The following is a 22,768-nucleotide window of genomic DNA, read 5'->3' as shown; positions in this document are numbered from 1 at the left end:
ACGCGCGCTCAGGGCCGCATGTGGAAGAGGTCGAGTTTCTCCACGAGGTCGGCCGCGATCTCCTCGGGCGTTCCCCCCGCCTGCAGCACGAATCCGGCCACGGCCATGTACAGGGGCTCGCGCTCGGCCAGGGTGCGGCCGATCTCCTCGCGCAGGGGCAGGTCCGTGAGCGCGGGCCGCTGCTCGGTTCCGGGGTCGTGCGAGAGGCGCGTGAAGAGCAGGCCGGGATCGGCCATGAGATAGTAGACCGCGCCGCTTTTCGCCATGAGTTCGCGATTGTCGGCCCGAAGCACCACGCCGCCGCCCGTGGCCACGACCTGGCCATGCGAGGCCGCGATGCGCGCCAGCGTCTCGTGCTCGCGCTCGCGAAAGGCCTCCCAGCCGTGCGCGGCCACGTAGTCCGCGATGCTCTGCCCAAGGCTTTGGACCAGCGCTTCGTCCGCGTCCACGAACCGAAGCCCCAGTCGTTCGGCGGCCAGGCGGCCCACGGTGGTCTTGCCGCTGCCGCGCGGCCCCACGAGATAGATGTTGCGGGGCGCGGCCACTGGCCCGCAGTCGCTGCGGCCGTAGGTGCGCGTCAGGTCGGCCTCGGCCACGTCGTGGCGCAGCTTGATGGCGTCTTTCGGGGTCTTGTTCATGGTCTGGTCCTTTTCACGTGCCGATGATCAGAAGGGATGGACCTCGACCCTCGCGCCCTGGCCGAGCCCTTCGCGGGTGGCCGGGATGCGCACCAGCCCCTGCGCGTCGAGCAGGGTGCGCAGGAGGCCGGATTTGCCCAGGCGCGGGTGCGCCAGGGGCAGGTCGCCCTCGCGTTCCTCCAGGGCCACGCGCAACCAGTCCTCGCGTCCGTGGCGCGAGGCCACGTTGCGCGCCAGCACGGCCGAGCGTCCGGCCGCACGGGAAAAGGCGTCGCACGCTCCGGCCAGGTGGCGCAGGAAAGGCAGCACGAAGACGTGCATCACCACCTGGGCCGAGGTCACTTGGCCTGGCAGGCCGAACATGGCGCGGCCGTTCGCCTCGGCCAGGATCGTGGGTTTGCCTGGGCTCACGGCCACGCCGTGGACCAGCACCCGCGCCTGCGGCAGGCTGTCCAGCGCGGCCACGGTGCAGTCGCGCGCGCCAACGGAACTGCCGCCCGAGAGCAGCACCACGTCGTGATCGGCGAGCGCGGCCCCAAGCGCCTTGGCCAGGGCGGGCGTCTCGTCGGGGACGATACCGAGCATGGAGGGCAGGGCCCCGGCCTCGCGCACCATGGCCGAGAGCGCGTGGGCGTTCACGTCGCGGATGCGGCCCGGCGGCGGGGTCTCGTGCGCGGGCACGAGCTCGTCGCCCGTGGAGAGGATGGCCACGCGCGGCAAACGGCCCACGCGCGCGGCCCGGATGCCGAGCGCGGCCAGAAGGCCGATCTGCGGCGCGCGCAGGAGCGTTCCGGCGCGCAGCGCGATCTCGCCTTTTGTGGCGTCCTCGCCGCGCAGGAGCACGTTGTCGTTGGGCGCCAGCGGCTTTCTGAACTCAACGGTTCCGGCCCCCAGGTCGTGGGTGTGCTCGACCATGGCCACGGCGTTCGCGCCCTCGGGCAGCCAGCCACCCGTGGTGATGGCCGCGCACTGGCCGGGAAGGAGCGCGAACGTCGGCGGCTCGTGGATGGCCACGCTCCCGGCCTTTTCCAGGTAGGCCGGGCCGGATTCCGAGGTCCCGAAGAGGTCGGCCGCGCGTACGGCGTAGCCGTCCATGGAGGCACGCGCGGCCGGCGGCAGATCCTCGGGCGCGGACAGGTCGTCGGCCAGGAAGCGGCCATGGGCCGTGGCGAGGTCCGCCTCCTCGGCTGGCAGGCGGGGCCAGGCGGCGAGCAGGGCGCGGAACTCGTCCGCGGGCATCAGCGTCAGGAAATTGTGCGCCGGGTTCGGTTCTGTCATGGCGGGCAGGATAGCCTCGGCCGGGCGCATTGGGCAAGTGCGGTCAGGGCTGTGCGGACCGGGGTACAAAGGATTTGTTGACGCGACATGATAAAGCGGCGATTTTTGTGTAGAGCGATTCTTTACGGCTCGTTTCCCAAGTGGGACGGCCGCAAGGAATCAGCCGGAGGTGCGACGCATGGGTGGCAAGAAATCCAAGATCGAGATGGCCTTGAGGCGCGACGAGACGGCCGCCTTCTTCCGCAGGCTCGCGGACGGGCTCGAGGCCGGGAGTATGGATGTTTCGGGCGTTGCCCTTGAATTCGGGAACTTTTCCTCCATCAAGCTCGCGGCCAAGGGAGTGGGCGAATCCGTGTTCGTCTCCCTGAGCGTCAAGCGCGAGGCCGTGGGACCGGTTTGCGTCTGCGAGGAGAACGTCTGCGCCTGTGGCGCGGCCGAGGCCTTGGCCGAGCAGATGGGCGCGGAGCCCGGCGCGGGCGGCAAGCCCAAGTACAAAGGGCTCAAGAAGCGTTTGGAGAAGACCTGGAAGACCGTGCGCGAGGGGCTGGCCCTGGGAGTTTTGCCCGAAAAGATACTCATGGACCTTCTGGGCGGGGACTTCAGGGCCATGCTGACCTATCCGGGCAAGGGCGACGAGCACTACGAGGAGAACCGCAAGGCCCTGGAGGAGTTGCAGGAGGCAGTGGCGCAAGGCGATCTGGAGCGCGCCAGGCAGGCCGCCGCCCTTGTCGAGCGCCTGAAAAAGGAATGTCACAGGCGCTACAAATAGCGCCCGGCCGGACCTTTCGGCCCCTCGCAACCGGGATGTAACAATACGGTGATAGCCATGAACGCAATGGAAGTCGTTTCGCTCAAGCAGGGCGCGAATCGCCGCTGCGCCCTCCTCGACCTCGACGCCGTGCCGCGCGAGGTCACGGAGGATGACGCCCGCGCTTACGCGCGCGTCATTGACACCACCCTCACGCCGGAGCAGGCCGCCCGCATCGCCGAACCGGGCAAGACCTTCCCCATGCAGGCCGAGACCATGGCCGTGCACTGGCACCCCGAATTCGTGCCCATGGATCTCATCCGTGCGCGGATCCGGGCCTTGTACCCCAACAGCGGCAAGGAACTGATCATTCCCACGCAGCATAACGAGTTGCTCTTTTGGGACGACTACGCGGGCGTGGAGGTGGACTGCTACTCCTCCGGCTTCAACCGCAAAGTGCAGCTTCTGTTGCATTTTCGGCGCGACAAGGTGGAGGGAGAGCACCAGGCCGAGACACTCAAGTCCATGCTCGCCCACACCTTCGAATACCGCTCCGGGCAGCTTTTCGAGTTCCTGGACGCGGCCACGCTTCCGGGCATGGAACATCGTCGCCAGCAGGCGGCCGCGCTTTCCAACGCCGACGCCGAGATCGTGGAGTTCTCAGGCATCATCGCGGCCAAGCTCAAGCGGCTCATCGAGGACACGTGGGGCGAAACCCCGCGAGAGACCATCAAGAACAAGCTCCTGCGCAACTTTCTCGACGAGTACCGGCCCGCTTACGGCGATCTCGCCGTGAACAGGGCCCAGGTCTACCTCAAGGCCCTCAAGGAGCTGGTCAAGCAGGGTTTCTCCTTGACCTACTTCTATCGCGCCTCGGAGATCATCGAGGAGGCGCGCTCCTTGGGCGCGGGCGTCGTCATTCCCCATCCGGAGCAGTTCTGGCCCATCCTCCTGGCCGACTACGACGTGGACGGCATCGAGGTCTGGAATCCCCAGTCGCGTGAATACACGGAGTTCCTCATCCAGGCCGTGAACCGTCAAAACGAGAATCGCTGCCGCAACAGCCCGCAGATGCTCGTTTTCATGGGCGACGACTGCCACATGAGCGAGAAGGTCAAGGAGCCCGCGCTTCAGGATGCGGACAAGGCCGCGCGCGAGGTGGGGCTGCAACCCGTGTGGGACGACCTTTCAGTGCGCAAGAGCCTTATCCTGTGCGGAGCCTCGCGCGCCAAGATGATCGACGAATACAAGGCCCGGCTCGACGGATGAGCGCGGGAAAAGGCGGAACCCCGATGCCCGAAGCGAAATATTTCAAGTACGAGTCCGTGCAGGACATGGAAACCATCGTCCGCTACCTGGAGGCCCTGGCCGAGGGATTCCGCAAGGGCGAGTTGACCTTGGCGCGCGAAGGCGAGACGCTGGTCATGAAGCCCGCCGGTCTGCTCGGATTCTCCGTGGAAGCCAAGCTCAAGGGCGTGCGCCGCAAGCTCAAGTTCACCCTGGGCTGGAAGGAACAAGCCGAGTCCACGGCAGGCGGACAGCCTCCGCTCATCATCCGCGCGAGCGGCGAGCCGGGCGGCGGAAACGAGTAGCGGCCATGCAGGATCTCGAACAGAACATCCGCTTCATGCTGCTTGAGGTCACCAAGCAGATGGAGGGCACGCTCAAGGCTCTCGAAAAGCCCTCGGACGAAATCATCGAGAAGATCGAGAACCGCGACAACTACATCGACAACATGAAAAGCGTCATCGAGAACATCTGCTTCTCGCGCCTGCACGGCAAGGAGACGCTCACCAAGCGCGGAGTGGACCGGCTGCGCGCGGCCCACATCATTGCAAACAACCTGGAGCGGCTCGCGGACCACGCCGTGAACATCGTCCGCCAGACGCGCTATCTTTCCGACCCGGAGTTCCTGCGCCGCTACGACTACAAGCCCTTTTTCGACGAGTTGTTCAACTCCCTGGAGAAGGTCTACGATGCCTTGTTTCGGCAGGACATGTCACTGGCGTTTCGCATCTGCATCTCCGAATCCACCCTGGACAAGCTCTACAAGAAACAGTTCGACCGCATCTTGAACGAGCTGCGCGCGGGCGTGGAGACCGGGAACCTCATCACCACTCTGTTCATCTTCCGCTACCTGGAGCGCATCGGCGACGCCCTGCTGAACGTGGGCGAGGCCATCATCTTTTACATCCTGGGCGAGAAGTTCAAGATCCACCAGTACAACGCCCTGCGCGACACGCTCTCGGCCGCTGGCAAGGAAGTGCCCATCTCCGACGTGGAGTTCCAGTCCATCTGGGGCACACGCTCGGGCTGCCGCATCGGCCGCGTGCGCGAGGGCGGCGGCCGGGCCGAGTCCCAGGGGGTCATTTTCAAGGAAGGTGAAGCCAGGAAACTGCTCCAGGAGAAGGCCAACATCGAGAAGTGGGACGCCATCATGCCCGGACTGCCGCCCAAGGTGGTGGCCCTGCGCGAGGACGGGGCCTCGGCCTCGCTGCTGCTCGAATTCCTCTCGGGCTGCACCATCCAGGACATCGTCCTGTCCGGCGAGATGCAGTACCTGACCGACGCCATGCTGCTTCTGGAGCAGACCGTGGCTGAGGCCTGGGAATTCACGCTCAAGCCCGAACCTGTCAACGCCGACTACATCGGGCAGTGCCAAAAGCGGCTGCCCGACGTCTATCGCCTCTATCCCGAATTCGACACGCCCGTGCGCTGTCTGGGCAAGGTCACCATCCCGCCCCTCAAGGGGCTGCTCGGTGAGGCTAGGCAGATCGGCAAGACGCTCAACTCCCCCTTCTCGGTCTTCATCCACGGCGACTTTAACATCAACAACATCGTCTACGACCACGCCAACCAGCGCATCCACTTCATCGACCTGCACCGCTCGGCACAGACAGACTATCTACAAGACGTCTCGGTGTTCATGGTCTCCAACTTCCGCCTGCCCATCTTCGACCCCCAGGCCCGCGACCGCATCCGCATGGTGATTTCGGAGATGTACGCCTTTGCCCGCGAATTCGCGCGCAGGCACGACGACGTCACCTTCGACGCGCGGCTGTGCCTGGGGCTGGTGCGCTCGTTCCTGACCTCGTCGCGTTTCGAATTGAACCGCCGCTTCGCCAAGGACATGTACCTGCGCGGTGTGTACCTGTTGGAAAAGATAGTGGGCTTTCGCAAGCCCTACGAGGAGTTCCGCATGCCGCTGAACGTCCTCTCCTCGACCTGAGCCGGATTCCGGCGAAAACCAAGGATCGGATGGATGAAACGCATAGGTGTCGTCGGCATTCCGGGCGGCTGGTCCACGGAGCGCATGGTCGCGGCCGTGGAACAGCGCACAGGCTTTCGGCTGCTCGTGGACATGTCCAAGGTGCGCCTGGATCTTTCGAGCGGCAAGGTCTTTTACGGCGAGCACGACCTGAGCGCGCTCGACGCCCTGGTCGTCAAGAAGATCGCACCCTCCTATACGCCTAGCGCCCTGGACCGCATGGAAATCCTGCGCTTTCTGGAGGAGCGCGGCCTGCCGGTATTCTCCAGGGCCAGAAGCATCATCAGGCTCATCGACCGCCTTTCGTGCACCGTGGGACTTCGCTCCGGCGGCATTCCCATGCCGCCCACGACCGTCACCGAGGATGTGGAGGAAGCCATGGCCGCAGTCGAGGACTACGGCCGCGCGGTCTTCAAGCCGCTCTTCTCCTCCAAGGCGCGCGGCATGACCGTCATCGAGCCCGGCCCCGAGATGCAAGAGCAGATCGAGGACTTCAAGGCCGAGGGCAACCCCGTCATGTACATCCAGAAGATGGTCGAGCATCCGGGCCTGGACCTGGGCGTGACCTTCATCGGTGGGGAGTACGTGACCACCTATGCGCGCAAGGGCTCGGGCGCGTCTTGGAACACCACCACGCAAAGCGGCGGCAAGTACGTGGCCGTGACGCCCTCGCAGGAGGTCATCGATTTGGCCCACAAGGCCCAGGCGCTCTTCGACATGTCCTTCACCTGCGTTGACGTGGTCCAGACCCCCGATGGGCCGCAGATCTACGAGGTCTCGGCCTTTGGCGGCTTCCGGGGGCTGCTCGACGCCTGCGGTCTGGACGCGGCTGCCATGTACGCCGATCACGTGCTCGGGAGGCTCTCGTGAGCGCTCGCGTCGCGGCCCTGGCCGAAAAATTCCTGCGCGAGGCCCCGCTCACGCAGCAACTGGGCCTTCGCTTCGGCGACACGCGCATCGACGTGCGCTCCAACTCGGCCGCGCTCGTGGCCAAGCTCAGGGACTACTACCGTGATTTTCTGGGCGAGGGCGGCATCGCCGACATCGAGGTCGCGGCCATCGAGCGCGAGGCCGTGGATATAGGCCTGCCGCTGGCCCCCAAGACCCCGGAGCCGGGCAAGCGCAAGATCAAGGAGGAGTTCCTCGACCTGCCCGACGGCCGCGTGGTGCGCAAGCGCCTGACCGGCCTGGTCTGCCTCTTCGGCGGCGGCCTGAACCTGATCGTGGGGCCGTGCATCGCCAACGACAATCAGATCGTGAACTTCATCAACAACCGCTACATCGAGCGGCTCATCAAGCGCGGTTGCCTGCTGTTCCACGCCTCGGGCGTGGCCGTGGGCGAGCAGGGCCTGACGCTGGCAGGGTTCGCGGGCATGGGCAAGTCCACCCTGGCGCTGCACATCATGCGCCACGGCACGGACTTCGTCTCCAACGACCGGATGATGGTCGAGCGCGACACCGAAGGGCTCGTCATGCATGGCCTGCCCAAGATGCCGCGCGTGAACCCCGGCACCGTGCTGCACAACGACTCCTTGGGGCCGGTCATCCCGGCCGACGAGCGCGAGCGGTTCCTGGCCATGCCAGCCGAGGAGCTGTGGGATCTGGAGCACAAGTACGACGCCTTCATCGATGAGTGCTTCGGGCCGGACCGCTTCCGCATCCGCTGTCGCATGAAGGCCCTGGTGCTGCTCAACTGGCGGCGCGAGAAAGCCCCGTTGTCTATCGCCCGCGTGGACCTTACAGCGCGGCGCGACCTGATGCCCGCTTTCATGAAGGAGCTCGGGCTGTTCTTCGAAATGGACGCGGAGACGCGCGGGCGGGACATGTCCGAGGGTGCCTACTTGGCCATGCTCGGCGATTGCCCGGTGTACGAGCTTTCCGGCGGCGTGGATTTCGAGGCCGCAGCGGTCTTCTGCAAGAATCTGCTCGCTCCCTGACAGCCCGGGCCGCTTCGTTCGGTCTGGCCAAGCTCGCCTTGGCAAGGCGGGATGCAGCAACGCTTCAGTTTTTTGTCGGCGGCCAATCGTCGGCGGACGGGCGTCTTGCGCGGAGTGTGGCTGGCGATCGGGGGGCTTTTTCGTCGAAAATACGGCGAAACCCCCATTTGCGCACTGGCGTATCGCATATTATGAACTCCAGTGGCCATGCTTGGTCCAACCGGGCGCGGCATCGCATTCGACGACGGGGAGGGGCGACGTGGAAACGGTTCTGTTGATGCTTGTCTTCATCACGGCCACAGTGGTCATCCTGTATCTGTATTCCGCCTACGACAGGAACCGCCGCCGACTGGATCTGAAGCGTCAGGCAGCGAATCGCTTCCGCATGCAGGCCGAGCACCGCATGGGCTGCCTGCGCAAAACCAACGAAAATCTTCGCAGGCGTCTGGCCGACATCCACGGCCGCCTCATCGACATGGAACTGCGCGACGGGAACGCCTAGCCATGGGCGTGTTTCTTTCCGTGCTGGCCCTGAGCTTCATCGCCGTGGCCGGAATTCTCGTGGATAGACACCTGCGCGCCAGGTTCGAACAGGAAGAGCGCGATCTGGTCGCCGCCGAGGAAGACGTCAAAACCAAACTCGCCGAACTGTTGAGCGAGAAGCGCAAGCTCGAAAGCGACCTCATTCAGGCCGAGAGCCAGTTGACCGTGGCCGACTGGCATGCGCACGAACAGCAAATGCCCAAGGAATCCGCCGCGCCTGCCACCCCTCTCCCGCCTCCGGCCCGGCCCAAAGCCGCGGGAAAACCTCCCATGACATCGAACCAGCGCAACGAGCGCCAGGGACGCTGGCTTCTGAGCAACGGCAAGATCAGTCTTGAGCAGCACGAGAAGGCCGTTCGCCTCGTGGGTCAGGTGGCGCCCGATTTGCTTCAGACCTGCCTGCTTTTGAACTACATCGACAAGGATACGGCCAAGAAGGCCCAGGAAGCCTCCGCCTGATCGCGCGCGCGTGTGCCGCGCGTCGTTGCCGTATCGTCACATGGAAGAATGTATGCTATTCTTTTGCGCATGTGACGCACGTTCTCCATCCGGAGCCTCCCGATGACCCAGAAGATCAGCATCCGCAAATCCGCAACCGTGCCCAACGCCATGAAGCTGGCCCGCTTCAGGCGCTCCCCGGACCTTGGCCCGCGCGTGCTTTTCTTCAGCGGCGGCACCGCCCTGCGCGGTCTTTCGCGCGCCATCATCGACTACACCCACAACTCCATCCACCTCATGACCCCCTTCGATTCGGGCGGTTCCTCGGCCATCATCCGCGACGCCTTCAAGATGCTCGCCGTGGGCGACATCCGAAACCGGCTCATGGCCCTGGCCGACAGAAGCCTGAAGGGCAACCCGGAGATCTTCGCGCTCTTTGCCACGCGCCTGCCCAAGGACGAGGCCCAGGCCGCCCTGTGCGTCCGGCTCGAAGCCATGGTCCGGGGCCGCGATCCGCTCGTGGCGGCCGTGCCCGACCCCATGCGCAAGATCATCCGCAACCATCTGCAGTTCTTCCTCGAACGCATGCCCGCGAGCTTCGACCTGCGCGGGGCCAGCATCGGCAACCTGATCCTCACCGGCGGCTTCTTCAACCAGAAGCGCCACATCGACCCGGTCATCTACCTCTTCACCAAGCTCGTGGAGGCGCGCGGCGTCGTGCGCCCCGTGGTCAACCGCGACGCGCATCTCGCCGCCCGGCTGGCCAACGGCCGGGTGCTCGTGGGCCAGCACCTCATCACCGGCAAGGAAAATCCGCCCATCGATTCGCCCATCGAGGAACTCTTCATCAGCGACGACAAGGACGACCCCAAATCCGTCAGGCCCGCCATCAGGGCCAAGGTCAAGCGACTCATCGCCTCGGCCGAGCTGATCTGCTATCCCATGGGCTCTTTCTATTCCTCGCTCGTTGCCAACCTTCTGCCCATGGGCGTCGCCGACGCGATCCGCGAGAACGAATGTCCCAAGGTCTTCATCCCCAACACCGGCCGCGATCCCGAAATGATGGGGCTGAACGTGGCCAAAGCCGTGGCCGAGTTGTTCCGCTACCTGGACCAGGGGTGCTCAAAGATCGCCCCGCGCGATGCGCTGCTCAACTTCGTGCTCGTGGACAGCAAAAACGGCGACTACGGCGGCCCCATCGACGTCCACAAGATCAGACGCTCCGGCGTCGAAGTCATCGACACCCAGCTTGTCACGCCTCGTTCGGCACCCTACCTCGATCCCGATCTGGTGTTGGCTAATCTCCTCTCCCTCGTCTGAGGGGGCGGGTCGCTGAAAATTCCGCGATCACTGCGTTGCCGCGAAAGCGCCGACCCCTCGCGTATTTGTAATACGCGTCGGCCCTGGATTCGTCTTGCGCTTTGCCCTCGCGGTTTTTGACGTCTTGCCTTGATGGGTGGAAAGCGGGGCTTTGCCCCGCGCCCCGTCGGGGGGAATCATTCCGGGGGGAGATGATCTCCCCCGGACCCCCTGCGGTTCCCGAAACCGTCTGCGACGGTTTCGGGAAAGCATGGTTCTGGGGCGGACCACCGCCGCACCGGCGTCGGCTTTGCCAGCAATGGTTTCGAAGCGAATCGCGGGGTCCAGGGGGCTTGAGCCCCCTGGCGGAGGAGGTCAGGAGGAGGCAGCGCCTCCTCCTGCGGCCTGCGTCAGCCGACCTTGGCGTAGAGGCTCCAGGTTTGGTCGAAGGCCTTTTCGAAGGAGCGCGGCTCCATGATGCGCCTGGCCTCGGCGGCCATGGCGGCGCGGGTTTGCGGGTCCATGGCGAGGCGTTCGACGGCCCGGGTGAGTTCTTCGGAACTGCCCGCGCTCACGACCAGTCCGGTGACGCCTGGCTGCATGTTTTCGCGCGGCCCGCCCACGTCCGTAACGATGACCGGCAGGCCCGAGGCCTGGGCTTCGAGCACCACGTTGCCGAAGGTGTCGGTGGCGCTCGGAAAGACGAAGATATCGGACGAGGCGTAGCAGGCGGCCAGATCCTCGCCTTCGAGGATGCCGGTGAAGACCGCGCCGCTGCCCGCGAGCAGGGCCTGCATCTGGGTCCGGTAGGGGCCGTCGCCCACCACGACCAGATTCAGGTTCGGCATGTCGCGGCGCAAGGCCAAGTAGGTCTCGGCCAGCAGGTGCAGGTTCTTTTCCTTGGAGATGCGGCCCACGTAGAGCAGGGTCAGGCCTTTTTCCAGGCCGTGGCGCTTGAGGTAGCCGTTGCGTTTGGCCGGGTGGAAGAGTTCGGTGTCCACGCCGCGCGGATAGACCACGAGCTTTTCGGGCGGCAAGCCGCGTTCGGCCAGTTCGTCGGCCGTGGCCCGCGACGGCGCGTACACTAGGTCCATCTGGTTGTAATACCAGATGGTATAGCGCCAGGCCATGTCCTCCATGCCGGTGTCGCCCGTGAGCTGGTGCGCGTACTGAGGAATCTGGGTGTGGTAGGTGCCGTGGATGGGCAGCTTGAAGAGCCGGGATACGAGCAGCGCGGCCAGGCCGATGGGGCCGGGCGTGGCCGAGTGGACGTGGGTGAAGTCCTCTTCGAAGGCGAACTGGAGCATGTCCAGCACGGGCGGGTAGAAAATCTTCTGCTGCGGGTATTCGGGCAGGTCGTAGACGCCGATGGGCGCGAAGTTGCGCACGCCGGGCCGGGCCTCGCCGGGCGCGGGCGTGCAGGTCACGAGGGTCAGGTCCTTGCCGGTGCGCGCGGCCAGGGCCACGCTGCGCTGCAGGGTCTTGGCCACGCCGTTGATCTCATAGAAGGTGTCGGTGAAGTGGGCGACCTTGGGCTCGCGGGCGGCGGGCCGGCCGAGCACCGTGGCCAGGACTTCGCGGCTGAAGCGGCGGTCCTGGTGGAACAGGGTGTAGGCCAGGAAGTAGGGGGCCAGCATGGAATACAGGGCCCCGGCCGAGCCGACGGTGTGGAAGATGTCGAAGAGATTGCCGCCGGATACGTTGGAGAGCAGCTTGTCCGCGAAGCGGGTCAGGACCTTGTTCGTGGCCCCGGTGCAGAAGCGGTACCACAGCCCGCCCTTGTTCTCGGGCAATGGGCCGCCGAGGCGCGCGATGCGGGAAAGCTCGGGGTCGTCGTGGATCAGGCGTGCGGCCTCGCGGCGGCAGACGTCCTGCACCCGGCCGCTGTCGCCCGGCCGGGTCGAGAGATAGCGCCGCGTGGTCCAGTAAGTCTGGAGCCGGTCGATGACCGAGGAGGTCCGCGCCTCGTCCGCGCCCAGGAAGCGGTCCACGAAGCGCAGGAAGATGTCCTTGTTGACGTAGCGCTGCAGGCTGAACTTGTTTTTGTAGAACTGGTAGGCGATGGCGTAGAGGTTGTGGGCCATGGTCTCGGGCCTGGCCGCCTCGCCCCGGGCCTGCGAGAGCCCCTGGTCCACGCCGCGCAGGAAGTCGGCCAGGGTCTGGGCGCCGGGCACCTCGGTGTGGATGCGGGCGATGTTCAGCGCGCCGTGATCGTCCGATCCGCCGGTGAGACTCTTCTGCCAGGGCGCGGGGCCGTATGGCTCGATGCCCTGGCGCTCGGCCATGCGCTCGATGTCTTCGGGGCGCAGCGCGGCCGCGATGAGCCTGAGCGCCACGTTGGGCGCGTTGTCGCGCGCGCCGTTGATCTCCAGGTTGTTGAAGAGCAGCAGGAGGCGCTCCACGTGGTCCGGGGTCAGGCGGTCGTTGACGCCGAAGAGCGGGTGGGCGCAGACGTGGGTCACGTTCTCGCGCCTGAGATAGGCGGTTAGGTCGAAGATGTTCTCGCGGATCTTCTGGATCTCGGCGAAGCGCTTCTCATCGATGTCCAGCGCCAGGACGTGGACCTTGCAGCCGTCCTCGGGGAAGTAGGTGGTGACCTCCACGCTGACGAAGGCGTCCGGCAGGTGGGCGATCTCGAGCGCGCCGTTGATGGTGTTGTGGTCCGCGATGGTCACCATGTCCATGCCCTGTTCGCGCGCCAGGCGGACGATCTTCATGGGTTCGGTGAAGCTCTCGGGGCAGCCGATCTTTTGCAGCACCCATTGCGAGGGCCTGGTGGAGTGTTTGGAGTGCACGTGCAGGTCGATCTTCATGCCGCTCCCCTGGCGGCCGCGCGGATGCGCGAAGCGGCGGGAGTTCCCAGGGTGGGACGTCCCGCCGCTTCGGCGTTTCGCGCCGCTGCCGCGCGTCGTGTGATGAGGTCTTTTCGCATCGTCGTTCCCGAGCGGCCCCTGGCCGCAGGTTCCGGATGAACCGATCGAGGGCTTGACGTGCTCTAGGCCTTGGCCGTGACGACCGCATGGCGGATGGGGGCGCGCGTGTTACGGCGCGATTGATTTTTGGTTGCGGCGTAAAGGGCGGTAACGCGGCAGGCGGTGTTTTCGGGACGGTCTGCTGTCAGCCTTTCTTGATCCTGAGCCCGGCGGAAAAGGCCGGGGCCACGATCTCGCCCAGGCGGGCGTAGCTTTTGGCCACGCCGGAGATATAGATCAGGGGATCCATCTTCACGGGATCGGGCAGGCCGTCGGTGACACACGATTCGCTGACGTGCGTTTCCATGATCTCGCCCAGCACCAGAGTGTGCGTGCCGAGCTCGATGAAGCGGTCCAAGCGGCATTCGAGGTTCAGCGGGCACTCGGCAATAAGCGGAGCGTTGCTCTGGTTGCCGAAGAAGATAGTGAAGCCGCAGGCCGAGGTCTTGTCCTCCTTGGCGCCGCTGACGAGCCCGCAGTAGTCGGCCTCGACCACCAGCGAAGACGACGGGATGTTCACGGAAAAGGCCATGTTGGCGCGCAAACCCTTCATGGTCAGGCGCGACTCGCGCACGGCCACGGTGAGCATGGGCGGGGTCTGGTTGGCGATGCCGCCCCAGGCCGCGTTCATGAAGTTGGGACGGCCTTCGATGGTCGTGCCGACGAGCATCACGGGCATGGGATAGAGCAGGGGCGCGGCCCCCATATGCACCTTTTTCATGAACGTTCTCCTTCTTGCGGTCTCGTTATGCCTCCGGGCTCGCGTCCGGTCAGAAGAAATCCACCGCGCTTTCACTGGCAAAGAAGATGCGGCGCTTGTCGGCCGTGCTTCCCGGTTCCGCCGGGCGGCTGTCGGCCAGGGTCATGCGGTATCCAAAGGTCAGGAAGAGCGACCCGCGCTCGATCTTTTCTGGCTTGAGCAGGAAATCGAAGGGCGTGCCCGCTTCGGGTGTGAGCGGGCCGGGCAGGTAGACACGCACCTCGTCGGCCAGCACGTTGCCGTTTTTGTCGCAGACGTAGGCCGCGAACCACAGTTCGTCTATCCACTCGACCCATTCGGGCAGATTTTCCAGATTCGGGTAGGCCATGCCGCTGACCCGAAAGCCCCCGGCCTCGGGCGTGGTTGTGGCGGCAAAGCGCCAGAACTTGAGGGTCACGTCCTCGGTCTCGCCCATGGTCCAGGGAACGCGATTCAGGTGGCGCACGTTCATGGTGGCGCAGCCCGCGAGCGCGAGGACGAGGGCCAGGATCGCGAGGCGGGCGAAAAGGTGGATGGTGCGGTGGTCGCGCATGGTTCTCCCGGTGTGGATGATCTTTCGGCCGATCCGGTCACGCTTCTACCAGAGGCGCGGGACAAAGGAAACCTTTGCCGGGTTTCGGCCCCGGCCGCATCAGCAGGCCGCCCGGCCGCCCGCATGGCCAAAAAGCGCGTCGCGGCGGACGGGAAAACCCCTCAGGCCAGGAACGGCGGCACGAACGAGGCGGCGCGCGAAAGCCCGCGCTCGTGACGCTCGAAATCGGGATCGAGTTCGGCCACGCGGGCCCAGAAGGCCGGGGAATGGTCCATGCGGCGCAGATGGGCCAGTTCGTGGCGCAGCACGTAGCGCGTCAGGGCGAAAGGCAGGAAGAGCAGGCGGCAGTTGAGGCTGATGACGCCCCTGGCCGAGCACGAACCCCAGCGGCTGCGCTGCGCCCTGACCTGCACGGCCGCCACCTCCTCGCCCGCCTCGGCGGCAAGGGCGCGCAGAAGCGGCGGAAGGGTCTCGCGGGCGCGGCGGCAGACGAATCCGAGCAGCGCGTCGCGTCGTTTCTTTGCGTCGTCCGCCCCCGCCAGGATCAGTCGGCCCGCGTTCACGCGCAGCCGCACCGGACCGTTCGAATCGAGGACCGACAGATCCCAGGCTTCATCCAGTGCGCGCAAGGGCAGGGTGTCGGGCAGCAGCGGCACGGAGCCGGGAACGCGGCCGTGGCGGGCCGTGAGCCGGTCCACGGCCCGGGCGATCCACTCCGCCTTGCGGGCCACCACTTCCGGGGCGCGTTTCGGGTCGAAGCCCGGTGGGACCACCACTTCGAGTCCGCGCTCCATGCTCAGGCGCAGGCTCACGCGCAAGGCCCTCGGACTCGTGCGCAGACTGAAATCGGGAATATCGTGATTGGCGGGCATCTCTTTCCGGTCCCAAAGCGGGTGCGGTCGTTTTTATTAATTTTAGCCCATTTGACGGCTGTGGGGAAGGCGCGCCGAAAGACGAAGTCCGGTTCGCCCGGGCGCGGAGGGGGGCGTTTTTTTTCGGAAAAGAGCCTGTTTCACCGTGTTTTCGGTGCCAAAACATGGTCTTGCGGCGATGAAACGCCAAATGTGTTCGTTTGCGAAACGCAAAGCCTCGGCAAGGCGCATTTGCATGGACTTTTTGACTATTTTGGTATAGGGGGGCCAGACCATTGAGACGTGTCCCGGCCGGTTGGCGGCCGGGGAACCCCAACCGGAGTACGCCATGCGCGCCACAGTTCGCCTTTTCGCCCTGGTCGCGGCCTGCCTTTTCGCGGCGGTCGGCCATGCCGCCGAGCCCATCCGCATCGGAGCCATCTTTTCGGTGACCGGCCCGGCGTCCTTCCTAGGCGAGCCCGAGCGCAACACCGCACTCATGGCGGCCGACGCCCTGAACGCCGCAGGCGGTCTGCTCGGTCGCCAGGTCGAGGTCATCGTCTATGACGACGAATCAGACGTGAACAAGGCCGTGCTGGCCTCGGACAAGCTTTTGAAGATGCACCGCGCGGTCGCGGTCATCGGGCCCTCCATCTCGGGCAACACCCTGGCCATCATGAACAAGTTCGAGCGCGCCCGTGTGCCGCTCATCTCCTGCGCCGCGGCCGAGAAGATCGCAAATCCGGTCAATCCCTGGGTTTTCAAGACGCCCCAGTCCGACCGCCACGCCGCACAGCGCATCCTGGCCCACGCCAAGGCCGCGGGCCATTCGCGTCTGGCCATCGTCACCGTGTCCGACGGCTTCGGCCAGGCCGGCCGCGAGGTGCTGAAGGAACTCATCCCCGCGCAGGGCTTCACTCTGGTCGCGGACGAGGTTTACGGCCCCAAGGACACGGACATGACCGCCCAGCTCACCAAAATCAAGGCGCAAAACCCCGACGCTGTGATCTGCTGGGGCACCAACCCCGGCCCGGCGGTCATCGCCAGAAACCGCGTGCAGCTCGGGCTGGACGTGCCGCTGTACATGAGCCACGGCGTGGCCTCGCGCCGCTTCATCGAGCTTGCGGGCGACGCGGCCGAGGGGCTTTTGCTGCCTGCCGGGCGGCTGGCCGTGTTCGAGCAGATCCCGGAGGACCATCCGCAAAAGGCCCTGCTCACGACCTACGCCAAGGATTACGAGGAGCGCTTCAAGCAGCCCGTGTCCTCCTTCGGCGGCTACGCCTACGACGCCCTGATGCTCGTGGCCGAGGCCATCCGCCAGGGCGGCTCGGCCGAGCCTGCGGCCATCCGCGACAACCTGGAGCGCATCCAAGGATTTTGGGGCGCCACCGGGCAGTTCAATTTTTCCCCCGAGGACCACAACGGCCTGACGCAGGACGCCTTCGAGATGGTGGTCATCGAGAACGGCGACTGGAAGATAGTGCGCTGATCGCGGCCAAACAGGAACAAGGCGGGTGACGACATGAAACGTTTCGTGCTTTTTCTCTCCCTGTGCTGCGCCCTGGCGGGGCTGGCCGGGACAGCCCTTGCGGCCGAGCCCATCCGTATCGGCGCCGTCCTTTCCGTGACCGGTCCGGCGTCCTTCCTGGGCGAGCCGGAGCGCAACACGGCGGTCATGGTCGTGGAGCGCATCAACGCCGAGGGCGGCGTGCTCGGCAGGCCCCTGGACCTGATCGTCTATGACGACGAATCCGACGTGAACAAGGCCGTGCTGGCCGTGGACAAGCTGCTCAAGAAGGACGGCGCGGTGGCCATCATCGGCCCCTCCACCTCGGGCAACACCCTGGCCGTGATGAACAAGTTCGAGCGCGCCCGCGTGCCGCTCGTCTCCTGTTCGGCGGCCGAGAAGATCACCAACCCAGTCAACCCCTGGGTCTTCAAGGTCGCGCCCTCGGACCGCCACGCGGCCCAGCGCATCCTGGAGCACGCGGCGCAAAAGGGCTACAAGCGCCTGTCCATCATCACGGTGTCCGACGGCTTCGGCCAGGCCGGCCGCGAGGTGCTGAAGGAACTCATCCCCGCGCAGGGCTTCACCCTGGTCTCGGACGAGGTCTACGGCCCCAAGGACACGGACATGACCGCCCAGCTCACCAAGATCAAGGCGCAAAACCCCGACGCCGTGATCTGCTGGGGCACCAACCCCGGTCCGGCGGTCATCGCCAGAAACCGCACCCAGCTCGGCCTGGACGTGCCGCTGTACATGAGCCACGGCGTGGCCTCGCGCCGCTTCATCGAGCTTGCGGGCGACGCGGCCGAGGGGCTGCACCTGCCCGCCGGACGCCTCATCGTGGCCGAACTGCTGCCCGAGGACCATCCGCAGAAAGCGCTGCTCACGACCTACGCCCGTGAGTACGAGGCGCGCTTCGCGCAGCCTGTGTCCACCTTCGGCGGTCATGCCTACGACGCCATCATGCTTCTGGCCGAGGCCATGCGCATGGGTGGCTCGGCCGATCCGGCCGCCATCCGCGACAACCTGGAGCGCATCACCGGCTTCTACGGAACCGCCGGCCGCTTCGACTTTTCTGAAACCGACCACAACGGCCTGTCCCTGGACGCCTTCGAGATGGTGATCATTCGGGACGGCGATTGGAGAATCGCCGACTAGCCTCGCTCGGGGGACGGGTGCATGCCCGTCCCCCGAAGGCGCGACGCGACATGCTATGACCGCAAGCGATTACCTGCAGTTTCTGCTCAGCGGCCTGACCATGGGCTCCACCTACGGGCTCACGGCGCTTGGCTTCACCATCATCTTCAACACCACGGGCATCGTGAACTTCGCCCAGGGCGAGTTCGTGATGCTTGGCGGCATGCTTGCGGTCTCGTTCATGGCCATGGGGCTGCCCCTGCCGCTGGCCATCCTGTTGGCCGTGGCCTGCGTCACGCTCATCGGCGCGTGCATGGAGCGCCTCACCATCCGCCCTGTGCAGGACGCGCCGGTCATCAACCTGATCATCGTGACCATCGGCGTCTCCATCTTCGTGCGCGGTCTGGTGCAGATCACCCTGGGCAAGGACACGCACAGCCTGCCCGCCTTCAGCGGCGTGGAGCCCATCGCCTTCCTGGGCGCGGCCCTGCAGCCGCAGTCGCTGTGGGTGCTGGCCATCACCTGCGGCCTTCTGCTCGTGCTCAGGCACTTCTTTTCGCACTCCATCTGGGGCAAGGCCATGCTGGCCTGCGCCTTCGACCGCAAGGCCGCCTTCCTGGCGGGCGTGCCGGTCAGACGCATGGTGCTCATGTCCTTCATGATCTCGGCCGCGGTGGGCTCCATCGGCGGCGTGATCCTCGCGCCCATGACCATGACCTCCTACGACGTGGGCATCATGCTCGGGCTGAAGGGCTTTGCCGCGGCCGTGCTCGGGGGGCTTGGCAACCCCTTCGGCGCGGCCCTGGGCGGGCTGATCCTGGGCGTGCTCGAAGCCTTCGGCGCGGGGCTCGTCTCCTCGGCCTACAAGGATGCCTTCACCTTCGTCATCCTTCTCGTCCTCCTCTTCTGCAAGCCCTCCGGCCTCTTCGGCCGCAAGGGCTTCGAAAGGGTCTAGGCCATGCGCTGTCTGGGCTTCTCGCGCGACGTCATGGCCGTGGCCGCCTTTTTGGGCATCCTTTTGCTCCTGCCGAGTCTTCTGACCAACGAATACTACGTTTCGGTGCTCATCCTCTCCTGCTTCGCGGCCATGACCGCTGTTGGCCTGAACCTGCTGATCGGCTACGCCGGCCAGATCTCGCTCGGCCACGCGGCCTTCGTGGGCATTGGAGCCTACGCCACGGCCATCCTCACGACCCAGTTCGGGGTGCCCGTGCTGCCGTCCATCGGCATCGCCGTGGCCCTGACCGCGATCTGCGCCTGGCTCATCGGCATCCCCACGCTCAAGCTCTCAGGCCACTACCTGGCCATGGCCACGCTCGGCTTCGGCATCATCGTGGGCATCGTCTTCAACGAGGCCGTGTCCTGGACCGGCGGCCCCTCGGGCTATGTGGGCATTCCGCGTCTGGAGGCCTTCGGTTTCTACGTGGACTCGGACATCGACTACTACCGGCTCATGTCCGTGTTGCTGGCCCTGCAGATGTTCATCTTCCTGAACCTGATCCGCTCACGCACGGGCCGGGCGCTGCAAGCCATCCACACCTCCGAGGCCGCGGCCCGCTGCATGGGCGTGGACGTGGCCCGCGCCAAGCTCTTCGTCTTCGTCCTCTCGGCCGGGTTCGCCGGGCTTTCCGGCGCGCTCTACGCCCACTACCTGGAATTCATCGCGCCCAGTTCCTTCGGCTTCCTGCACTCGGTGCAGTACATCGTCATGGTCGTGCTCGGCGGCATGGGCAACGCCTGGGGCGCGGTGGCCGGGGCCTTCTTCCTGACCGCCCTGCCGGAGTTCCTGCGCGCCTTCGAGGACGTGGAGATCATGCTCTACGGCGCGATCCTGATTTTGTGCATGATGTTCATGCCCAGCGGCATTTTCGGCGGCCTGGCCAAGCTCATGGCCCGCCTTTCGGCGCTCGCGCGCCAGGGGAGGAGCCGTGGCTGAGACGCTTTTGAACGCCTCGGGCGTCTCGGTGCGCTTCGGCGGCGTGGCCGCCCTGACCGAGGCCGACTTCACGGTCGCGCGCGGCGAGATCGGCAGCCTCATCGGCCCCAACGGCGCGGGCAAGACCACGCTCTTCAACGCCATCACGGGCATGGTGGGGCTTCATTCGGGCAGCGTGCTGCTCGACGGCCGCGACATTTCCGGGCTGCCGCCGCACTGGCGCGCCGGGCACGGCGTGGTGCGCACCTTCCAGAATCTGCAGCTCTTCACGACCATGAGCGTGCTCGAGAACGTGCTCACGGGCGCGCATCGCCGCCTGAAGTACACAGTGGCCGAGGCGGTGCTGAAGCTGCCCCGCTACTGGCGCGAGGAGCGCCGCGCGCGCGAGATCGCGGCCGAGTGCCTCGATTTCGTCGGGTTGTCCGACCTGGCCGAGGCGCGCGCGGGCGATCTGCCCTACGGAAAGCAGCGGCTTCTGGAGATGGCCCGCGCCCTGGCCGCCGACCCCGCGCTGCTCTTGCTCGACGAGCCAGCGGCCGGGCTCAACCCGCGCGAAACCAAGGCCCTGGGCGCGCTCATCAGGCGCATCCGCGACGAGCGCCATGTGACCGTGGCCCTGGTGGAGCACGACATGGATCTGGTCATGGGCATCTCGGACACGGTCACGGTCCTCTCCTTCGGCCGGGTCATCGCGCGTGGCGCTCCGGCCGCCGTGCAGCGCGATCCCGAGGTCATCCGCGCCTACCTGGGCGGGGGGGACGACGATGCTTAGGCTGCGCAACGTGGACGTCTATTACGGTTCGGTGCCCGCGCTCACGCGCGTCTCCCTTCACGTGCGCCAGGGCGAGATAGTGGCCCTGGTGGGCGGCAACGGCGCGGGCAAGACCACCACGCTCACAGCCGCCTCGGGCCTTCTTCGGCCCAAGAGCGGCCAGATCACCTTCCAGGATCAGGACATCACGCGCCTTGCGCCGGACCGTATCGTGGACATGGGCCTGTCCCAAGTGCCCGAGGGGCGGCTGGTCTGGAAGCCCCTGCCCGTGGAGGACAACCTTCTGCTCGGGGCCTTCACCCGGCGCGGCCAGACCCGCGAGGTGGCCGACGACCTGGACCAGATTTATTCCATGTTCCCCATCCTGGCGGAGCGCCGCCGCCTGCCCGCGGGCGCGCTCTCGGGCGGCGAGCAGCAGATGCTGGCCATCGGCCGGGCGCTCATGGCCAGGCCGCGCATGCTGCTCCTGGACGAGCCGAGCATGGGGCTGGCCCCGGCCGTGACGAAGGAAATCTTCGCGCGTATCGTGGCCCTGCGGCAGGAGCGCGGCCTGACCGTGCTTTTGGTGGAGCAAAACGCCCGCATGGCCCTGACCATCGCGGACCGCGGCTACGTGCTCGAAACCGGTCGGGTCATTCTTCAGGGGCCGGCCGGGGAACTGCTCGAAAACCGCGACGTGCAGCGCGCCTATCTCGGCCGCGACGCCGGGGGCGACGAACGCTGAGGGGCGTTGAGTAGTTCCGTTTCGCAGGCTGTTCAGGTGGCGACGAAAGCGAGGAGGCGAAGGCCATGTACTACGATCCGGAATACGAACGCATGGACCGGGACACCCTTGAGGGGGTGCAGCTCGAACGCCTGCAATCCACGCTCAACCGCGTGGCGCGCAACGTGCCGCTCTACAGAACGCGCTTCGACGAGATGGGTTTCGAGCCCGACGACGTGCGCACCCTGGACGACCTCGCCAAGCTGCCCTTCACCACCAAGGCCGATCTGCGCGAGAACTATCCCTACGGCCTCTTCGCCGTGCCCCTGCGCGAGGTTGTGCGCCTGCAAGCCTCGTCGGGCACCACGGGCAAGCCCACGGTGGTGGGCTACACCAAGAACGACATCGCCCGCTGGGCCGGGCTCGCGGCGCGGCTGCTCGTGGCCGGCGGCGTGACGCGCGACGACTTGGTGCAGGTGGCCTTCCATTACGGCCTGTTCACGGGCGGCTTTGGGTTCCACTACGGCTGCGAGGCGCTCGGGGCCTCGGTCATCCCGGCCTCGTCCGGCGGCTCCAAGCGCCAGGTCATGGTCATGCAGGACTACCGCACCACGGCGCTGGTCTGCACGCCCTCCTACGCCCTGCACCTGGCCGACGTCATGGACGAGACGGGCGTCAATCCCAACGCCTTGTCGCTTCGCTTCGGGCTTTTCGGAGCCGAGACCTGGTCCGAGGCCATGCGCCGCGAGATCGAGCAGCGCCTGAAGCTGACGGCCACGGACAACTACGGCATCTCCGAGGTCATGGGGCCGGGCGTGGCGGGCGAATGTCTGGAGCGCAGCGGCCTGCACCTGAATGAGGATCATTTCCTGGCCGAGATCGTGGACCCGGACACGGGCGCTCCCCTGCCGCCGGGCGAGAAGGGCGAGCTGGTGCTGACCACCCTGACCAAGGAAGCCTTCCCGGTCATCCGCTACCGCACCGGCGACCTGACCCGGTTCATCGACGGCCCCTGCCCCTGCGGCCGCACCCTGCGCCGCATCGACCGCATCATCGGCCGCACGGACGACATGCTCACCGTGCGCGGCATCAACGTCTTCCCGAGCCAGGTGGAGGCGATCCTGCTTGAGGTCATCCACGGCCAGGGCGGCGCGCAGCCGCACTACCAGATCGTGATCGAGCGCGACGAGTCGCACCTGGATCAGGCGCAGGTGCTGGTGGAGGCCGAGGAGGAGGCCATCGTGTCCGGCTCCATCGGCGCGCAGCAGGATCTCATCCGCAAGATCGAGCGCCGCCTGTCCTCGGACCTCGGCGTGGCGTTCAAGGTTCGGCTGGTGGAGCCCAGGAGCCTTGAACGCTCCGAGGGCAAGGCCAACCGGGTGCTGGACAAGCGCGCGAAATAACGCGCCCCGGCGGGCCGCATTTGGGGCATCCCGAAGAAGGAACCGA

At 66.1% G+C, this 22,768-nt stretch carries 22 protein-coding genes; 16 read left to right on the top strand and 6 right to left on the bottom strand.

Going from position 1 to position 22,768, the window contains the following annotated elements:
* Nucleotides 1–8: 8 nt before the first annotated feature.
* Nucleotides 9–638 carry a shikimate kinase AroL gene (gene aroL / locus DSAT_RS06185; protein WP_020885456.1) on the bottom strand — a complete coding sequence of 210 codons (630 nt, stop codon included), beginning with the start codon at nt 636–638 and terminating at the stop codon, nt 9–11.
* 27 nt (nt 639–665) lie between these two features.
* Nucleotides 666–1,916, bottom strand: a complete 1,251-nt coding sequence (locus tag DSAT_RS06180; protein WP_152490248.1) for a molybdopterin molybdotransferase MoeA — start codon at nt 1,914–1,916, stop codon at nt 666–668.
* A gap of 178 nt (nt 1,917–2,094) precedes the next feature.
* Here DSAT_RS06180 and DSAT_RS14820 point away from each other — a divergent pair, with 178 nt between their 5' ends.
* From DSAT_RS14820 to DSAT_RS06135, 9 genes are all read left to right on the top strand, one after another.
* Nucleotides 2,095–2,685, top strand: a complete 591-nt coding sequence (locus DSAT_RS14820) for a GAK system XXXCH domain-containing protein (RefSeq protein WP_020885454.1) — start codon at nt 2,095–2,097, stop codon at nt 2,683–2,685.
* Between the two features lie 57 nt (nt 2,686–2,742).
* A complete protein-coding gene (locus DSAT_RS06170) occupies nt 2,743–3,933 on the top strand; it encodes a hypothetical protein (RefSeq protein WP_020885453.1) in 1,191 nt (396 codons plus the stop codon).
* Between the two features lie 23 nt (nt 3,934–3,956).
* Nucleotides 3,957–4,256, top strand: coding sequence for an amphi-Trp domain-containing protein (locus DSAT_RS06165; RefSeq protein ID WP_020885452.1), 300 nt, complete (start codon nt 3,957–3,959; stop codon nt 4,254–4,256).
* Nucleotides 4,257–4,261: 5 nt separating this feature from the next.
* The gene (locus tag DSAT_RS06160; RefSeq protein WP_020885451.1) at nt 4,262–5,893 is read left to right on the top strand and encodes a PhoU domain-containing protein; all 1,632 of its coding nucleotides are present in this window, start codon (nt 4,262–4,264) and stop codon (nt 5,891–5,893) included.
* Between the two features lie 33 nt (nt 5,894–5,926).
* Nucleotides 5,927–6,802 carry a GAK system ATP-grasp enzyme gene (locus DSAT_RS06155; protein WP_020885450.1) on the top strand — a complete coding sequence of 292 codons (876 nt, stop codon included), beginning with the start codon at nt 5,927–5,929 and terminating at the stop codon, nt 6,800–6,802.
* Nucleotides 6,799–7,869, top strand: coding sequence for an HprK-related kinase B (locus DSAT_RS06150; protein WP_020885449.1), 1,071 nt, complete (start codon nt 6,799–6,801; stop codon nt 7,867–7,869). Before DSAT_RS06155 ends, DSAT_RS06150 begins: the two co-directional genes overlap by 4 nt.
* Before the next feature lie 259 nt (nt 7,870–8,128).
* Nucleotides 8,129–8,371: a hypothetical protein gene (locus DSAT_RS06145; protein ID WP_020885448.1), complete on the top strand. Its 243-nt coding sequence runs from the start codon at nt 8,129–8,131 to the stop codon at nt 8,369–8,371.
* Between the two features lie 2 nt (nt 8,372–8,373).
* The gene (locus DSAT_RS06140) at nt 8,374–8,871 is read left to right on the top strand and encodes a hypothetical protein (protein WP_020885447.1); all 498 of its coding nucleotides are present in this window, start codon (nt 8,374–8,376) and stop codon (nt 8,869–8,871) included.
* A gap of 102 nt (nt 8,872–8,973) precedes the next feature.
* Nucleotides 8,974–10,170 (top strand): GAK system CofD-like protein, encoded by a 1,197-nt coding sequence (locus DSAT_RS06135; protein WP_020885446.1) that lies wholly within the window; start codon nt 8,974–8,976, stop codon nt 10,168–10,170.
* Between the two features lie 389 nt (nt 10,171–10,559).
* Here DSAT_RS06135 and DSAT_RS06130 read toward each other — a convergent pair whose 3' ends face one another.
* The 4 genes from DSAT_RS06130 to DSAT_RS06115 form a co-directional block, all read right to left on the bottom strand.
* A complete protein-coding gene (locus DSAT_RS06130; RefSeq protein ID WP_020885445.1) occupies nt 10,560–12,962 on the bottom strand; it encodes a glycosyltransferase in 2,403 nt (800 codons plus the stop codon).
* Nucleotides 12,963–13,266: 304 nt separating this feature from the next.
* The gene (locus tag DSAT_RS06125; protein WP_020885444.1) at nt 13,267–13,842 is read right to left on the bottom strand and encodes a flavin reductase family protein; all 576 of its coding nucleotides are present in this window, start codon (nt 13,840–13,842) and stop codon (nt 13,267–13,269) included.
* Between the two features lie 49 nt (nt 13,843–13,891).
* The gene (locus DSAT_RS06120) at nt 13,892–14,413 is read right to left on the bottom strand and encodes a hypothetical protein (protein ID WP_020885443.1); all 522 of its coding nucleotides are present in this window, start codon (nt 14,411–14,413) and stop codon (nt 13,892–13,894) included.
* A 161-nt stretch (nt 14,414–14,574) separates the two neighbouring features.
* Nucleotides 14,575–15,285: a M48 family metallopeptidase gene (locus DSAT_RS06115; RefSeq protein ID WP_020885442.1), complete on the bottom strand. Its 711-nt coding sequence runs from the start codon at nt 15,283–15,285 to the stop codon at nt 14,575–14,577.
* A gap of 328 nt (nt 15,286–15,613) precedes the next feature.
* Here DSAT_RS06115 and DSAT_RS06105 point away from each other — a divergent pair, with 328 nt between their 5' ends.
* From DSAT_RS06105 to DSAT_RS06075, 7 genes are all read left to right on the top strand, one after another.
* Entirely contained in the window at nt 15,614–16,753 is a 1,140-nt protein-coding gene (locus DSAT_RS06105) for an ABC transporter substrate-binding protein (protein ID WP_020885441.1), read from the top strand.
* 33 nt (nt 16,754–16,786) lie between these two features.
* A complete protein-coding gene (locus DSAT_RS06100) occupies nt 16,787–17,929 on the top strand; it encodes an ABC transporter substrate-binding protein (RefSeq protein WP_020885440.1) in 1,143 nt (380 codons plus the stop codon).
* 55 nt (nt 17,930–17,984) lie between these two features.
* Entirely contained in the window at nt 17,985–18,863 is an 879-nt protein-coding gene (locus DSAT_RS06095; protein WP_020885439.1) for a branched-chain amino acid ABC transporter permease, read from the top strand.
* Nucleotides 18,864–18,866: 3 nt separating this feature from the next.
* Nucleotides 18,867–19,844 (top strand): branched-chain amino acid ABC transporter permease, encoded by a 978-nt coding sequence (locus DSAT_RS06090; RefSeq protein WP_020885438.1) that lies wholly within the window; start codon nt 18,867–18,869, stop codon nt 19,842–19,844.
* Nucleotides 19,837–20,616 carry an ABC transporter ATP-binding protein gene (locus tag DSAT_RS06085; protein ID WP_020885437.1) on the top strand — a complete coding sequence of 260 codons (780 nt, stop codon included), beginning with the start codon at nt 19,837–19,839 and terminating at the stop codon, nt 20,614–20,616. Before DSAT_RS06090 ends, DSAT_RS06085 begins: the two co-directional genes overlap by 8 nt.
* Nucleotides 20,609–21,340 (top strand): ABC transporter ATP-binding protein, encoded by a 732-nt coding sequence (locus tag DSAT_RS06080; protein ID WP_020885436.1) that lies wholly within the window; start codon nt 20,609–20,611, stop codon nt 21,338–21,340. The genes DSAT_RS06085 and DSAT_RS06080 overlap by 8 nt, the downstream gene beginning before the upstream one ends.
* Before the next feature lie 65 nt (nt 21,341–21,405).
* Entirely contained in the window at nt 21,406–22,722 is a 1,317-nt protein-coding gene (locus DSAT_RS06075; RefSeq protein ID WP_020885435.1) for a phenylacetate--CoA ligase family protein, read from the top strand.
* The last annotated feature ends 46 nt before the right edge of the window (nt 22,723–22,768 follow it).

The sequence above is a fragment of the Alkalidesulfovibrio alkalitolerans DSM 16529 genome (genome assembly GCF_000422245.1).
Lineage (GTDB): Bacteria > Desulfobacterota > Desulfovibrionia > Desulfovibrionales > Desulfovibrionaceae > Alkalidesulfovibrio > Alkalidesulfovibrio alkalitolerans.
The sequence above is the reverse complement of the archived record's forward strand: the minus strand, read 5'-3'. Positions and strand labels throughout refer to the sequence as shown.

Bases quoted from the DNA above. Each gene is read 5' to 3' on its own strand.
- DSAT_RS06165 (WP_020885452.1), top strand. From the start codon at position 3,957: ATGCCCGAAGCGAAATATTTCAAGTACGAGTCCGTGCAGGACATGGAA.
- DSAT_RS06095 (WP_020885439.1), top strand. From the start codon at position 17,985: ATGACCGCAAGCGATTACCTGCAGTTTCTGCTCAGCGGCCTGACCATG.
- DSAT_RS06140 (WP_020885447.1), top strand. From the start codon at position 8,374: ATGGGCGTGTTTCTTTCCGTGCTGGCCCTGAGCTTCATCGCCGTGGCC.
- DSAT_RS06155 (WP_020885450.1), top strand. From the start codon at position 5,927: ATGAAACGCATAGGTGTCGTCGGCATTCCGGGCGGCTGGTCCACGGAG.
- DSAT_RS06090 (WP_020885438.1), top strand. From the start codon at position 18,867: ATGCGCTGTCTGGGCTTCTCGCGCGACGTCATGGCCGTGGCCGCCTTT.
- DSAT_RS06180 (WP_152490248.1), bottom strand. From the start codon at position 1,916: ATGACAGAACCGAACCCGGCGCACAATTTCCTGACGCTGATGCCCGCG.
- DSAT_RS06160 (WP_020885451.1), top strand. From the start codon at position 4,262: ATGCAGGATCTCGAACAGAACATCCGCTTCATGCTGCTTGAGGTCACC.
- DSAT_RS06080 (WP_020885436.1), top strand. From the start codon at position 20,609: ATGCTTAGGCTGCGCAACGTGGACGTCTATTACGGTTCGGTGCCCGCG.
- DSAT_RS06120 (WP_020885443.1), bottom strand. From the start codon at position 14,413: ATGCGCGACCACCGCACCATCCACCTTTTCGCCCGCCTCGCGATCCTG.
- DSAT_RS06075 (WP_020885435.1), top strand. From the start codon at position 21,406: ATGTACTACGATCCGGAATACGAACGCATGGACCGGGACACCCTTGAG.
- DSAT_RS06105 (WP_020885441.1), top strand. From the start codon at position 15,614: ATGCGCGCCACAGTTCGCCTTTTCGCCCTGGTCGCGGCCTGCCTTTTC.
- DSAT_RS06170 (WP_020885453.1), top strand. From the start codon at position 2,743: ATGAACGCAATGGAAGTCGTTTCGCTCAAGCAGGGCGCGAATCGCCGC.
- DSAT_RS06130 (WP_020885445.1), bottom strand. From the start codon at position 12,962: ATGAAGATCGACCTGCACGTGCACTCCAAACACTCCACCAGGCCCTCG.
- DSAT_RS14820 (WP_020885454.1), top strand. From the start codon at position 2,095: ATGGGTGGCAAGAAATCCAAGATCGAGATGGCCTTGAGGCGCGACGAG.
- DSAT_RS06135 (WP_020885446.1), top strand. From the start codon at position 8,974: ATGACCCAGAAGATCAGCATCCGCAAATCCGCAACCGTGCCCAACGCC.
- aroL (WP_020885456.1), bottom strand. From the start codon at position 638: ATGAACAAGACCCCGAAAGACGCCATCAAGCTGCGCCACGACGTGGCC.
- DSAT_RS06115 (WP_020885442.1), bottom strand. From the start codon at position 15,285: ATGCCCGCCAATCACGATATTCCCGATTTCAGTCTGCGCACGAGTCCG.
- DSAT_RS06125 (WP_020885444.1), bottom strand. From the start codon at position 13,842: ATGAAAAAGGTGCATATGGGGGCCGCGCCCCTGCTCTATCCCATGCCC.
- DSAT_RS06100 (WP_020885440.1), top strand. From the start codon at position 16,787: ATGAAACGTTTCGTGCTTTTTCTCTCCCTGTGCTGCGCCCTGGCGGGG.